The organism is Aliirhizobium wenxiniae (assembly GCF_019511445.1).
Lineage (GTDB): Bacteria > Pseudomonadota > Alphaproteobacteria > Rhizobiales > Rhizobiaceae > Neorhizobium > Neorhizobium wenxiniae_A.
This window is the reverse complement of the sequence record NZ_JAEUAN010000015.1, coordinates 63,644-77,412: the sequence shown is the minus strand read 5'-3', so window position 1 is coordinate 77,412 and position 13,769 is coordinate 63,644. Positions and strand designations below refer to the sequence as shown.

The following is a 13,769-nucleotide window of genomic DNA, read 5'->3' as shown; positions in this document are numbered from 1 at the left end:
TTCACCTGTTTATTTTGAAAAGAGACGGCTGGGCGCCTGACCTATTCGGTCGAAGCCAAGCGCTTCACCTCGTTCGATGCGGCTTCGAGAACACGATCGGACATTGCTTCGTCCGTCATGATCCGCGAAAGCGTGACCGCGCCGACCATCAGCGACAGCACGACCATGGCCTTTTCGGCTGCATCGGGCGCACCATCGTTCGGGATGAGTTCTTCCAGCACCTGAAGATGCGCCTTGATCCCGTCCTGAAAGGGCGCGCGGACTTCCGGACTTTGACGAGCCGCATCAGAGCCGAGTGCGACGAGGGGGCACCCATCGCCGGTCTCGCCGCGATGGCCTGCGGAGAGATAGAGATCGACCACCGCCTGAAGTGGATCGTTGCTTGAGGCGGCAACGGACGACCAGCGTCGCGTTGCGCTCTCCATCGCGCGCCGCGATGCCAGTGCGGCAAGATCGTCCTTGGACTCGAACTGCTTGTAGAAGCCGCCCTGGGTCAGGCCGGCTCCTTTCATCAGATCCTTGAGGCCGATCCCGTCAAATCCATGTTCGCGAAAGAGGCGGCTTGCGGCGTTGATCACGGCTTCCCGGTTGGCTTCGGCTTGGACGCGACTGACTCTCATCGTGCTCTCCTTTTAGATTTCTTTTGACATCTATATATGTTTTAGAGTTAACATGAAATCTATTCCGAATGCCTCGACCGTCAAGAAGGGTCAGCACATGAAAACCAACTTTATTCTCACCACTGCGGTGATCATCGCCGGAGCCGCACCGGCGGCGGTCATGTTCTGGCCGACGGAAAAAGTTTCGGCTTCGGCCGATCCTCGAACGGCCGTTCCGCTTGTCAGTGTCGTCAAAGTCAAAACGCCGGATAGCCTGTCTCGCAGCTTCACGGGAACGGTTGCCGCGCGTGTCCAAAGCGATCTCGGGTTCCGCGTACCAGGCAAGATCGTCGAGCGGCTCGTCAATGTCGGTGATAGCGTCAAAGCGGGCCAGCCGCTGATGAAAATCGATGGAACAGATCTGCGTCTTGCGCTGACGGCAAAGCGCAACGCCGTCGCTGCAGCACAGGCCACATATATACAGGCCGTCAGTGACGAGAAGCGTTTTGCGGCACTGGTGAAAATCAACGCCGCATCGACACAGCAGTACGAAAGAGCCAAGGCAGCACTCGACACTGCGACGGCACAGCTTGCCGCGGCGAAGGCCGACGCGACGGTCTCCGAGAACGAGGCAACATACACCGTCCTCTTGGCCGACGCCGACGGGACGATTGTTGAAACCCTTGGCGAACCGGGGCAGGTGGTGACTGCGGGCCAGGTCGTTGTCAGGCTGGCTAGATCCGGAGCGCGTGAGGCCCTGGTGTGGATGCCGGAGAACTTCAGACCTGAGCCCGGCTCGACCTCAAGGGCGAGGGTATACGGTAAGGATGCTGAAGATAACGCTGTTCTGCGCCAGATCTCGGATTCTGCCGATCATCAGACACGTACCTTTGAGACGCGCTGGGTGTTGCAGGGCGCAGCTGCCGACGCGCCGCTCGGCGCGACCGTCACCATCAAGATCGCCAACAAGGACGCCCTTGCGCATGCCGAAATACCGGTCGGGTCAATCCTCGACGATGGAGTCCGCACGGGCGCATGGGTGGTCGATGAGAAAGCGTCCAGCGTTCAGTTTCGCGACGTCAAGGTCGAGCGTTTGAGCGAGGAAGCGGCGATCGTCTCTGGCCTGAAAGCCGGGGAAACTGTTGTTGCGCTCGGAGCCCATCTTCTCACCGACGGCGAAACGATCCGCACCACCGTCGAAAAAGCAGAGGCGGCCAACTGATGAGCTTCAATCTTTCCGCGCTGGCCGTTCGTGAGCGGGCCGTCACCCTGTTTTTCATCGTTCTCCTGGCGGCTGCTGGCGTTTATGCTTTTTTGAGCCTCGGGCGAGCGGAGGATCCGTCCTTCACCATCAAGACGATGACGGTGACGTCCGTCTGGCCCGGTGCGACGGCCCGCGAAATGCAGGACCTTGTCGCCGAGCCGCTGGAAAAGCGTCTTCAGGAACTGACCTGGTATGACCGTGTCGAGACGACCACACGTCCCGGTTACGCCTATCTGACCGTGACGCTGAAGGATAATACACCGGCCAGCGCCGTCGAGGAAGAGTTCTACCAGGCGCGCAAGAAACTCGGTGACGAGGCGCGAAACCTGCCGCCGGGGGTCTTCGGGCCTTTCGTCAACGACGAATACTCCGATGTCAGCTTCGGGCTTTACGCGCTGAAGGCCAAAGGCATGCCGATGCGCGATCTGGTGCGTCAGGCCGAAACCATCCGGCAGGACCTCCTGCACGTGCCCGGCGTCAAGAAGATCAACATTCTCGGCGAACGTCCCGAACAGATCTTTGTCGAGTTCTCCTTTGCCAAGCTTGCGACACTCGGCGTCTCGGCCCAGAGCATCGCTGCTGCGCTCCAGAACCAGAACACTGTCACGCCGGCCGGCTCGATCGACACGCGCGGACCCCAAGTGTTTATCCGGTTCGATGGCGCCTATAACAGCGTCCAGGCGATCGCCGATACGCCGATCGTTGCCGGTGGGCGCACCTTGAAACTCTCGGACTTTGCCGACATCCGTCGCGGATATGAGGACCCTGCCACCTACATCATCCGCCATAACGGCGAGCCCGCGATCATGCTTGGCGCCGTCATGCAGGCGGGATGGAACGGTCTCGAACTCGGCAAGGCGCTCGAGGAAAGATCGGCGACCATCGCGCAGTCCCTTCCGCTCGGCATGACCCTTGAGAAAGTCAGCGACCAGGCCGTCAATATCCAGGAAGCGGTCGGCGAATTCATGCTCAAATTCGCCATGGCGCTCGGCGTCGTGCTGTTCGTCAGCCTTATCGCCTTGGGCTGGCGCGTCGGCATCGTTGTTGCGCTTGCCGTTCCGCTGACGCTCGCTGTCGTCTTTGTCATCATGCTGGAGACGGGACGGTTCTTCGACCGCATCACGCTCGGCGCCCTGATCCTCGCGCTCGGGCTTCTCGTTGACGATGCCATCATCGCTATCGAGGTGATGGTGGTGAAGATGGAAGAAGGCATGGACCGCATCAAGGCCGCTGCCTATGCCTGGAGCCACACGGCAGCACCGATGCTGTCAGGCACGCTTGTCACCATCATTGGCCTGATGCCGGTCGGCTTTGCCAAATCGACTGCCGGCGAATATGCCGGCAACATCTTCTGGGTGGTTAGTTTCGCCCTGATCGTGTCGTGGATCATCGCGGTGGTATTCACGCCTTATCTTGGCGTCAAAATGCTGCCAGAGATCAAGCCGGTCACCGGCGGCCACGAAGCGATCTACGGCACGCCGAACTACGAGCGTCTGCGCTCCGTCATCAAGTTTGCGGTCCGCCACAAGTTTCTGACCTGCGCCGCAGTAGTCGTCATCATGGGCCTGTCGGTCGTCGGAATGGGCAGCGTCAAGCAGCAGTTCTTCCCGACATCAGATCGTCCTGAAGTGCTGGTCGAGGTTCGCTTGCCAGAAGGCACCAGCATCGAAACCACGACGGCTACCGTTGCAAAGCTCGAAAAGTGGCTGCAGCAGCAGCCGGAATCCAAGATCGTCACCAGCTATGTCGGCCAGGGTGCGCCGCGCTTCTTCTTCGCCATGGCGCCGGAACTGCCGGATCCCGCCTTTGCCAAGATCGTCACACTGACGCCGGATGCGCATGCGCGAGAAGAGCTCAAACACCGCTTGCGCGCCGCCATCGCCGAAGGTCTCGCGCCTGAAGCCTCGGTGCGCGTTACCCAACTCGTATTCGGTCCTTACACGCCATTTCCGGTCGAGTTCCGCATCATGGGACCTGACCCGAAAAAACTCTATGACATCTCCGAACAGGCGCTCGCCGTCATGAACACCGTGCCGGACGTTCGGCAAGCCAATCGCGACTGGGGCAACCGCACGCCCGTCGTCCGCTTTGTCCCTGACCAGGAGAGGCTCAATCTCATAGGTCTATCACCGGCCGAAGCGGCTCAGCAGATCCAGCTCCTGTTGTCGGGCGTTCCGATCACCCAGGTCCGCGAGAACATCCGCAATGTTCCCGTGGTTGCGCGCAGCGGCGGCGACATCCGCCTTGATCCCTCGCGGCTTGGAGATTTCTCCCTGATCAGCAGGGACGGACGCGCCGTTCCTCTCGACCAGATTGGGCACTCGGAGGTGACGTTCGAAGAACCGATCATGAAGCGCCGAGACCGCACGTCCGTCATCACTGTCCGCTCTGACATCAACGAGGCAACGCAACCGCCCGAGGTTTCGCAAGCCGTCATGACGGCGCTCCAGCCGCTGATCGCCTCGCTTCCCGTCGGCTACCGGATCGAGATGGGCGGCAATATTGAGGAGTCACTCAAGGCGAACGTCGCTCTCGTCAAGGTCTTCCCCTTGATGATCGCCGCGACATTGATCGTCATCATTCTTCAGGTTCGCAGCCTGTCGACCATGACCATGGTCATGCTGACAGCTCCGCTCGGCCTTGCCGGTGCAGTACCAGCGCTGCTCTTGTTCAATCAGCCGTTTGGCTTCAACGCCATCCTCGGATTGATCGGGCTCGCCGGAATTCTCATGCGAAACACGCTCATCCTGACCGAGCAGATCAAGGACAACAAGGCGGCAGGTCTCGATGATTATCACGCGGTGATCGAGGCGACGGTACAACGAACCCGCCCGGTCATCTTGACGGCACTAGCCGCGGTGCTCGCCTTCATACCACTGACCCACTCGGTTTTCTGGGGATCGATGGCCTACACGTTGATCGGTGGCACAGCCGTCGGCACCTTGATGATCTTGCTGTTCCTGCCGGCACTCTATGCGGCATGGTTCCGGATCAAGCCGACCGAAGACAGCGCGATGCACCACGACCATCGGCATTCCCAGGAAAACAATAACCTAGAACCCAATATGCGTCTCGCGGCGGAGTAGTGGACAGGCTTGGACAACGACCGTGAGGTTTCGCGACGGGCGATGTCCCCCTCTATCCCGGCCATGCCGGGATAGAGGCTTTACGGCCAGAGGAATAACAGGAGCAACATGACACCGATCGTATCTGTCTTCAAAAATCCGCCCGACGGCGGCCGCGGTTTCCATCGCGATATCCGTGTGCGATGGGCGCTCGAGGAAGTCGGTCAGCCTTATCAACTGCGCTTGCTGACATTCTCCGAAATGCGCCGTCCAGAATACCGACAACTTCATCCGTTCGGACAAATGCCGACCTATGAGGACGGGGATCTGGTGCTGTTCGAGTCAGGAGCGATCGTCCATCACATCGCTCATCAATATCCAGGCCTGGTGCCGGCCGATCGCAACAGCCGGTCGCGCGCGGTCATGTGGATGTTTGCTGCACTGGACACGATCGAGCCAGCGATCTCTTCAGGCAGCGTCTCGCATTTGCAACAGCGACTCCATGAACTCTCGACGGCGCTCGGTGACAGTGAATGGCTCGACGGCGCGTTCAGTGCCGGTGACCTCCTGATGGTGGCGGTACTGCGCGCGCCGCACGGGGCCAACCTGCTTGAGGCGTACCCGAATCTTTACAGCTACGTCGAACGCGCCGAGGCGCGCCCGGCTTTCCAGAGGGCGCTCATCGCATCTTCCAACCGCGTTCGTTCAGCCTGAACCGCAAACAGCGCGTGTCTATCGCCTTTCTCACATCGACCATATGAAGGAGCCATCCATGTCATCTCAACTCAAACGGATTTTCGTCATCGGCGCCACCGGAGCGCAGGGCATGACTGTGGTCCGGGGACTGGTCGCGGATGGGAAATACGAGGTCCTGGCGCTCACTCGAGATCTGGCGTCAGAACGGGCGCAGCGGCTTCAGGCTATGGGGAACGTTACCCTGCTAGAGGGTACGTTTGCGGACGAAGCGCTTCTTCGATCAGCCTTCCGCGCGTGCGATGGGGCATTTGTGAACATCGACGGGTTCAATACCGGGGAAAAGACAGAAACCTTTCTCGCCATGCGGACCTACGAGATCGCGCTTGAGGAGGGGATCAGGTTCTTCGTCTATGGCAATCTCGACTATGTTTTCAAAAAATCCGGGTACGATTCCCGCTTCCTCACCGGTCACTACGATGGCAGGGGCCGCGTTGCCGAATGGATTCTCGCGCAGAACAGGTCAAATGCCGACCGGATGGGCGCGGCAATCTTTACCACCGGCCCCTATATGGAGATGGCTTTCTCGCCCTCTACGCCGATGACACCCAGGATCGAGGATGGCGTGGTGACCTGGAGGGTGCCGCTAGGGCAGGGGGCAGTCGTTCATGTCTCACTGGAAGATTGCGCATATTACGTCCGTTGGCTGTTCGACAACCCGGAACGGTCTGTGGGAATGGACCTCGAGGTTGCGATCGAGCATGTGCGCTACGACGAACTGGCCGCCGCATTCGAGCGTGTGACGGGACATCCGGCCCGCTACATCGATACCGACATTGATCGATATTTCGGCGGGCCTCTCAAAAACGCGGCAGACCGGCCGGCCGGCTACAACGCGGATCCCGCTGACAGAAGCACCATGAGCTTCCGGGACAATTTTACCGGGTTCTGGAACATGTGGAAACACGATGTCATCACCCGCAATTACCAGCTGCTTGATGAAATCCATCCGAACAGGCTGAAAACAGCGGAGGAATGGCTAAGGCGGCATGAGAATCTCGCGCGCCTTAGCAATACGCCGTCACTCTGGGACAAGCTCCAGCCGGAGGCACTGAAAAACAGCTTCTCTGTTCTGAAAAGCAGCGAGGACCGGCAGCGAGGTCGCCTTGGCGGCCTCTGATACGCGTTCGGTCGTTACAGAGGGCGCGTACATCGAATGACGGAGGAGAAAACCGGAGAGGCCGAAACCAGAGACCTTATTCTCGACCAGGCTGAAGCGCTCATCCGCCACGTCGGGCGCAAGAAGACCAACGTCGAGGATATAGCGGAAAAGCTGGGCATGAGCCGCGCCTATATCTATCGCTTCTTCCCAAGCAGGGCGGCAATCGATCGAGGTGTCTATGCCCGCCATGCCGATCAGTCCTTGTCGGAGGCGATTGCGCGCTCTGGAACTTGCTGCCAAGCGTCTACGCAGCTAGTGACCCTTCTTGAACACCTTCACAAGCGCATACGGAACGACGCCGCGCACGCGGCGAACGTCCATGCGCTCTCGGTCGCCGCCCATCTGGAGGACTGGCTCGAAACGCGCCAGCACCTTCAGCTCCTGAAAGACGCAATTGAAACTATCCTTGGAGATGTGCCAAATCCTGCAGAGTTCGTGCTGGATCGACACGGTGCAGCTCAGGCCGTTGTCGAAGCCATGACCTCATTCCTCCACCCGGTTTTGGTCGGACAGCGTCTCGAGGAAGGCCAGGAAGACGCGATGCGTTTGCAAACCGCGTTCGTGTTGCGTGCGCTAGGAATGAAGGGCTAGGGGCCGGATTTGCAGCGGATTCAGCTGATCGCTCATCCATACTCATGATCAACGTGCACGGCCGCAAGCGCATCGGCCTCGGAAGGAAAGATGAACGGGTAGATCGTCGAGCCGCGCCACAGCACGACGCCCAGACATGGGCCTCCTCTACGCTGGCGACTGAACATCGCGTTCCCAGCCGGCAAATTTACGTTCGGCACTTCCGTGTAGATTTCGGTATCGACATCCAGCCAGAATTCAGACGGCACCTTCTTTGCGGCAAGCGCTTGAGCCTCATCCCAGTACGCATGCGGCTCGATTTCGCCACCGACTGTCTGAACCGCAACCACATAGCGTCGGCCTCGTGTCAGCCTGAGCAGCTTGAACGCGCTGACGTCCATATTTGTCTTCAGGGACACGCTCACCCGAGTGGCCGGTGACGTCAACTTCAACGTGTCAACAACGCCAGCCGTAGCCTCGAATTGCGCAATTATCGGAAGATCAGTAACAAACTAAGGAGTGATTTGCATTTTGAAGCCCGTTTTTACGGCCCCACATATGAGAAAGGAGCTTTCGAACCGAAACCTAGATCCAAGAGTACAAAAAGGTTCATGTCACTTCGCTTGACCATGGAGCTTCTTGGCCAGCTCAACGAACCGCCTCACGGTCATCGTCTCATCGTCTGAACGCTTCGCAATGTACATTTCGGCCGTTGGTGTTTCTTTGCCATCAAGTGGCCGAAACACAACGCCGTCAAGCTGTAGGGACGTGATAGATCGAGGAAACAGGGCGATACCAAGTCCGCCGGCGACCAACCCAAGGATCGCATGTAATTCGTTGACTTCCTGCACGGTCCTCAACGTCACACCGGCACGCTTTAAAAACGGTCGGAAATTTTCCTCTACATAGCGCGCCTTGACGCGCCTGGTGGTAATCAACCCTTCGTCGGATAGGTCCGCAAGCCGTATCGTATCGCAGTCTGCCAATTTGTGTGTCGCCGAAACGGCGACCACATAGGGTTCGCGTAAAAGCAACGCGGTATCAAAGTCCCCATCTTCGAATACCGGGCGCAAAAGTGCGATCTGGATCCGCCTGGCGCGCAGTGCTTCGACTTGTTCTGCTGAAATCATCTCGTGGAGAATGATGTTTACTCCGGGATAACGTTTCGAAAATTCCGAGGTCAATTTTGGCAAAACATTGAGGGCTGCAGCATCGGCAAAACCGATCGTAAGACTGCCAACATGCCCATTCGCTGCCCTTTTAGCCATGTCGATCGCGAGGTTGAGCTGCCTGAGCGCCAAGCTGCCCTCCTCGAAAAGGCTCTGACCCGCATCGGTCAACGACACTCGGCGACGGCTGCGGTCGAAGAGCTGTACTCCGATTTCCTGTTCCAGACGCGAAATCTGTTGGCTCAGGGCAGACTGGGTTATTCGCAGCCTTCCCGCGGCTCGAATGAAGTGCAGTTCCTCTGCGAGGACCACGAAAGAGTTGAGAAGCCGTTTATCCATATTACCTATTATAAGCAGCTCTAATTTCTAAATCAGTAAAATATCGAATATCTAATACGTCAGTCCGCGATTTTCGTGGCATGCGGCCTCTGAGGAGGGGCGGCTTTGGTAAAAGGGGAGGACTATGAAAAAAACGATCTTTGCAGTGGCTACGGCCGTTATTTCGTTCGGATGCAGCGTATCCGCTGGACATGCCCAGGACGCCTGGCCGGCGAAGCCGATCACCTGGATCGTGCCATTTGCACCGGGAGGCAACACCGATCTTCTCGCCCGCACGATCGCGCCCAAACTTAGCGAAAAGCTAGGCCAGTCGGTTATTGTCGAAAACCGGCCAGGTGCAGGCGGAACCATTGCGACCACCGAGCTCGCCGCAGCTGCGCCGGATGGTTACACGATGCAGATCGGCGACATCAGCACCCATGCGATCAGCCCTTATGTCTACAAGAAACTGACGTATGATCCGATCAAGGATTTCAAGCCTGTCGTTCAGATCACATCCGTGTCCCTGCTGCTTGTGATAAATCCGCAAGTGAAGGCGAACTCCGTGGCGGAACTCATTGCGCTGGCCAAGGAAGATCCGGACAGCCTTGCTTACGCCTCGTCCGGTAATGGTTCTCCGCAACATCTCGCATTCGAGTATTTAAAGAAGCTAGCAGGCATAGAAGCAGTTCATATTCCCTATAACGGCGCCGCGCCTGCGTTGACTGACGTCGTTGCCGGTCATGTACAGATGATGATCGACGGTACGGCGGTCCCGCAGGTAAAGAGCGGCAACCTCCGTGCGCTTGCGGTAACAGGTACCGAGCGCTCCAAGGTCATGCCCGATATTCCGACCATGGCTGAGGCAGGTGTAAAGGATTATTCCTTCGCTTCCTGGCATGGCGTCTTCTATCCGGCGGGAGTTCCCGACGAAATCGTTGGCAAGGTGAACACGGCGATCAACGAGATCATCAACCAGGATGAGGTCAAAAACCGGTTCGCCGAACTGAATATCGGCATTGCCGGGGGCTCTCCGCAGAAATTTGTCGAATTTATTGCCGCTGAAAACGAGAAAATGAAGGCTCTCGTTGAGAGCTCTGGCGCGACCCAAGACTAACAGGTCCCAGTCCCTATGAAACATTCCATGCCCGGCGCTGTCTCTGCGCGCCCGAACGTGCTTTTTGTGACCGTCGATCAATGGCCCGGCAACCTTCTGGGCTCTGCCGGTCATCCCGTGATCGAAACGCCAACCCTGGACCATCTGGCATCAGTGGGGACGCGCTTCTCAAGGACCTATTCGGAATGCCCGATCTGCATCCCCGCGAGGCGCACGATCATGACGGGCACCAGTCCGCGCCGGCATGGTGACCGCGTCTTCCAACCTTCCTTGCGTATGCCGGAAGACCTGCCGACGCTTGCCGAAACCTTTGGTCGTCATGGCTACCAGACCCAGGCGATCGGCAAGCTGCATGTCTATCCCCAGCGTGACAGAATAGGTTTCGACGACGCACTTCTGGCGGAGGAGGGGCGCGGTGCGCTTGGTGGCACGGACGATTATGAAATGTTCCTGGCCGACAAGGGATATGCCGGCCAGCAGTTCATGCACGGGATGAGCAATAACGAATACAGCTGGCGCACCTGGCATCTGCCCGAAGAGACCCATGTCACGAACTGGACGACCTGGGCTGCGGCACGCACGATCAGGCGTCGCGACCCGACGAGACCTGGCTTCTGGCATGTGTCTTATACACCGCCGCATCCACCTCTCATTCCTCTTGCGAGTTACCTGGAACGATACCGGGCGCGGCAGATGGACGAGCCCTACATCGGAGACTGGGCAAAAGACGATGAAGGATTACCACTTCCACTGGAATTGACCCGCGATTATTGGGCCAGGCTACCCTCCGAGCAGCTCGCCGACATGCGTCGCGCCTTTTATGCATTATGCACCCATATCGATCACCAGATCCGTATTCTGGTTGGCACCCTGCGTGAAGAGCATATACTCGACAATACGGTTATCATGATTACCAGTGACCATGGCGACATGCTCGGAAATCACGGTTTTTACGCCAAACGCCTGATGTATGAGGGATCGGCCAATGTGCCGATGATTGTCGTCGGCACAGAATCCGATCGACGCGTGCAAACGGGGAGCGTCGATGATCGCCTAGTGGGACTGCAGGATGTCATGCCGACGCTTCTGGACCTTTGCGGTCTTCCGGTCCCGAAAACCTGCGAGGGGCGGTCAATGGTCTCTGAGGACCGCCGGGATTTTCTGTATGGGGAAGCTCTATCGGGCCCCAAGGCGATGAGAATGCTGCATGACGGACGCCATAAGCTGATCTGGTATCCGGCCGGCTCGCGTTTCCAGCTTTTCGACCTCGAGCTCGATCCGAACGAGATGGTCGATCGCATCGATGACGAGGCTTATGCAGGCGTCACCATGGCGCTGAAGAGACGTCTTCGCCAAGAACTTTATGGGGAGGATCTCGAAGCGCTTTCGGGAGATCATTTTGTCGGGGTTTCCGTTCCCGCAAAGGCTGCCTCGTCAAATCGCGGGCTGTCGGGGCAACGGGGGCTGCATTTTCCAGCTCCGCCGCTGCAGGATCCATCGGCCGTCGTCGGCGGCGTCTGATAAAAAAGCCGACAGGCAGCATCTGGGGAGGTTGAGAATGAATATTTCGTTGGGGATGGATCGCCTTGCCGGGCTAATCTTCGTCGCGATCGGGTCTGGTTTTTTATGGCTCGGCCTCGATTTCGGATTTGGTTCTATGGTCAGGATCGGTCCCGGCTTTTTCCCGATCATTCTTTCATGCGTCCTGATTGCCCTTGGCGCTGCAGTTCTGGTCTGGAGCTTCATTGCCGATGAACACGTAAGCATGCCGCGTGTCGGACCGATCGTCAGGGTCATCGGATCGATGGCCATCTTCGCAGGTCTGATGCAGCCGCTCGGTAGCTATCTTGTCCTGCCGATTGTCGTTGTCCTGCTCGCGTCCGCCAGCCCGCTTTTTCGCTGGAAAGCCACGCTTCTGCTGGCTGCAGGAATAACGCTTTGTTCCGATCTAATTTTCCGCGTCGCCCTCGGCCTGCCGCTTCCGGCCATCGGTCATTGGTTCGGAGGTTGACATGGAACTCCTGTCGCATCTCGCACTCGGCTTCGAAACAGCCCTGTCACCGCTCAATCTGTTCTATTGTTTCGCCGGGGTTCTGATCGGTACTCTGATCGGCGTTTTGCCGGGTTTGGGGCCGGCTCCCACCGTTGCCATGTTGCTGCCGTTGTCTTTCGGCCTGCCGCCTGTCTCAGGCTTCATCATGTTGTCGGGGATCTTTTACGGCGCCCAGTATGGCGGATCGACGACCGCGATCCTGATCAATACGCCAGGTGAATCGTCTTCGGTAGTCACGGCCCTTGATGGCTACCAGATGGCCAAACGCGGCAGGGCCGGCGAAGCGCTTGCCATGGCGGCGGTCGGATCGTTTATCGCCGGCACCATCTCTACGGTCATCATTGCACTGCTTGCGCCGCCGCTTGCCAGAGCCGCGCTTCTGTTTGGCCCGGCGGAATATTTTTCACTGATGGTACTCGGTCTGATTGCCGCAATCGCGCTGGCCAACGGGTCCGTGTTGAAGGCAGTCGCTATGGCCGTTGTCGGTCTGCTTCTGGGGCTAGTCGGTACGGACGTCACGTCCGGTGTTCAGCGCTATACGTTTGGCGCACTGAACCTGTTCGACGGCATCGCAATCGTTGCACTCGCCATGGGTCTATTTTCCGTCGCCGAGGTGCTCCGCAATCTCGAAGACCGCTCGGACAAACCGCCAACGGTTGCCCAGATCAGCGGATTGGCCGCCGGTCTTTCCCGCCTGCGCGAAGCACTGGGGTCCATTCTGCGCGGTACGGCTATTGGATCAATCCTCGGAATCTTGCCGGGCGGAGGCGCGACCCTTTCATCCTTCGCCTCCTACGCCATCGAGAAGAAGATCTCAAAGGAGCCGGAAAAGTTTGGGACAGGCGTACTTCAGGGACTGACAGGGCCGGAATCGGCGAATAACGCAGGAGCACAGACATCGTTCATTCCGATGCTGACACTTGGATTGCCATCAAACCCGGTCATGGCGCTGATGATCGGGGCTTTGATGATCCACGGCATCCAGCCCGGGCCGAATGTCATTTCCGAGCAGCCAGCGCTGTTCTGGGGGCTGATTACCTCAATGTGGATCGGCAACGCCATGCTTGTCATCCTCAATCTTCCGCTCGTCGGGCTGTGGGTGAAGCTGCTGACATTCCCTTACCACCTTCTTTTCCCGGCGATCGTCGTCATTACCTGCATTGGCGTCTTCAGCTTTAACAATTCGATGTTCGATGTGTGGATGCTGCTGCTGTTTAGCGTCATCGGCTATATCCTGGTAAAGCTGCGATGCGAACCGGCGCCGATGCTTTTGGGCTTCATCCTCGGACCTATGATGGAAGAGCATTTGCGTCGAGCGCTGTTGCTGTCACGCGGAAATGCTTCGGTCTTTATCGAGCGGCCGATCAGCGCGGTCATGCTGGCAATCGCAGTACTGCTTATCGTGGCGCCGGCATTCTCGATCATCAGGGCGCGCCGGGAAGAAATTTTCGTCGAAGATTGATCAGCCATCATTAGGTCGGTCCGGTGCATATTTACCTGCCCATAGCCGAGCTTTCGGTGAATATTTTCATCATCCTCGGCATGGGTGCGGCCGTCGGTTTCCTGTCCGGCATGTTCGGCGTCGGCGGCGGGTTTCTGATCACGCCGCTCCTGATCTTCTACAATATTCCGCCCGTCGTTGCGGTCGCGACCGGAGCGAACCAGGCAAGCATCGTCTTCCGCAAGGATTGAGTCCTTC

Annotated in this window: 12 protein-coding genes and 1 pseudogene; 10 read left to right on the top strand and 3 right to left on the bottom strand. The window is 58.2% G+C overall.

The genetic code is table 11. From position 1 onward, the window contains the following. Positions 1-41: 41 nt before the first annotated feature. Positions 42-620 (bottom strand): TetR/AcrR family transcriptional regulator, encoded by a 579-nt coding sequence (locus JNB91_RS18580; RefSeq protein ID WP_220326992.1) that lies wholly within the window; start codon positions 618-620, stop codon positions 42-44. A gap of 97 nt (positions 621-717) precedes the next feature. On the opposite strand from JNB91_RS18580, the gene JNB91_RS18575 reads away from it, so the two are divergent. The 5 genes from JNB91_RS18575 to JNB91_RS18555 all read left to right on the top strand — a co-directional run bounded on the left by JNB91_RS18575 (position 718) and on the right by JNB91_RS18555 (position 7,434). Then, the gene (locus JNB91_RS18575) at positions 718-1,821 is read left to right on the top strand and encodes an efflux RND transporter periplasmic adaptor subunit (RefSeq protein ID WP_220326991.1); all 1,104 of its coding nucleotides are present in this window, start codon (positions 718-720) and stop codon (positions 1,819-1,821) included. Further along, the gene (locus JNB91_RS18570; RefSeq protein WP_220326990.1) at positions 1,821-4,949 is read left to right on the top strand and encodes an efflux RND transporter permease subunit; all 3,129 of its coding nucleotides are present in this window, start codon (positions 1,821-1,823) and stop codon (positions 4,947-4,949) included. Before JNB91_RS18575 ends, JNB91_RS18570 begins: the two co-directional genes overlap by 1 nt. Positions 4,950-5,057: 108 nt before the next feature. Beyond that, positions 5,058-5,642: a glutathione S-transferase family protein gene (locus JNB91_RS18565; RefSeq protein ID WP_220326989.1), complete on the top strand. Its 585-nt coding sequence runs from the start codon at positions 5,058-5,060 to the stop codon at positions 5,640-5,642. Between the two features lie 58 nt (positions 5,643-5,700). Next, entirely contained in the window at positions 5,701-6,801 is a 1,101-nt protein-coding gene (locus JNB91_RS18560) for an NmrA family NAD(P)-binding protein (RefSeq protein WP_220326988.1), read from the top strand. A 36-nt stretch (positions 6,802-6,837) separates the two neighbouring features. After that, positions 6,838-7,434 carry a TetR/AcrR family transcriptional regulator gene (locus tag JNB91_RS18555; RefSeq protein ID WP_220326987.1) on the top strand — a complete coding sequence of 199 codons (597 nt, stop codon included), beginning with the start codon at positions 6,838-6,840 and terminating at the stop codon, positions 7,432-7,434. Positions 7,435-7,466: 32 nt separating this feature from the next. On the opposite strand, the gene JNB91_RS18550 is transcribed toward JNB91_RS18555, so the two are convergent. Then, positions 7,467-7,814, bottom strand: a complete 348-nt coding sequence (locus JNB91_RS18550; protein WP_220326986.1) for a hypothetical protein — start codon at positions 7,812-7,814, stop codon at positions 7,467-7,469. A gap of 213 nt (positions 7,815-8,027) precedes the next feature. Then, positions 8,028-8,921, bottom strand: coding sequence for a LysR substrate-binding domain-containing protein (locus JNB91_RS18545; RefSeq protein WP_220326985.1), 894 nt, complete (start codon positions 8,919-8,921; stop codon positions 8,028-8,030). A gap of 124 nt (positions 8,922-9,045) precedes the next feature. Between JNB91_RS18545 and JNB91_RS18540 the strand changes: the two genes are divergently transcribed. From JNB91_RS18540 to JNB91_RS18520, 5 genes and pseudogenes are all read left to right on the top strand, one after another. Further along, positions 9,046-10,017 carry a Bug family tripartite tricarboxylate transporter substrate binding protein gene (locus JNB91_RS18540; protein ID WP_220326984.1) on the top strand — a complete coding sequence of 324 codons (972 nt, stop codon included), beginning with the start codon at positions 9,046-9,048 and terminating at the stop codon, positions 10,015-10,017. Positions 10,018-10,044: 27 nt separating this feature from the next. Next, on the top strand, positions 10,045-11,538 hold the full coding sequence (locus JNB91_RS18535) for a sulfatase-like hydrolase/transferase (RefSeq protein WP_220326983.1): 1,494 nt from the start codon (positions 10,045-10,047) through the stop codon (positions 11,536-11,538). A gap of 37 nt (positions 11,539-11,575) precedes the next feature. Continuing rightward, positions 11,576-12,028, top strand: a complete 453-nt coding sequence (locus JNB91_RS18530) for a tripartite tricarboxylate transporter TctB family protein (RefSeq protein ID WP_220326982.1) — start codon at positions 11,576-11,578, stop codon at positions 12,026-12,028. Between the two features lies 1 nt (position 12,029). Continuing rightward, positions 12,030-13,532: a tripartite tricarboxylate transporter permease gene (locus tag JNB91_RS18525; protein WP_220326981.1), complete on the top strand. Its 1,503-nt coding sequence runs from the start codon at positions 12,030-12,032 to the stop codon at positions 13,530-13,532. Positions 13,533-13,555: 23 nt separating this feature from the next. After that, positions 13,556-13,735, top strand: a pseudogene (locus JNB91_RS18520) (TSUP family transporter); the annotation flags it as partial. Positions 13,736-13,769 lie beyond the last annotated feature (34 nt).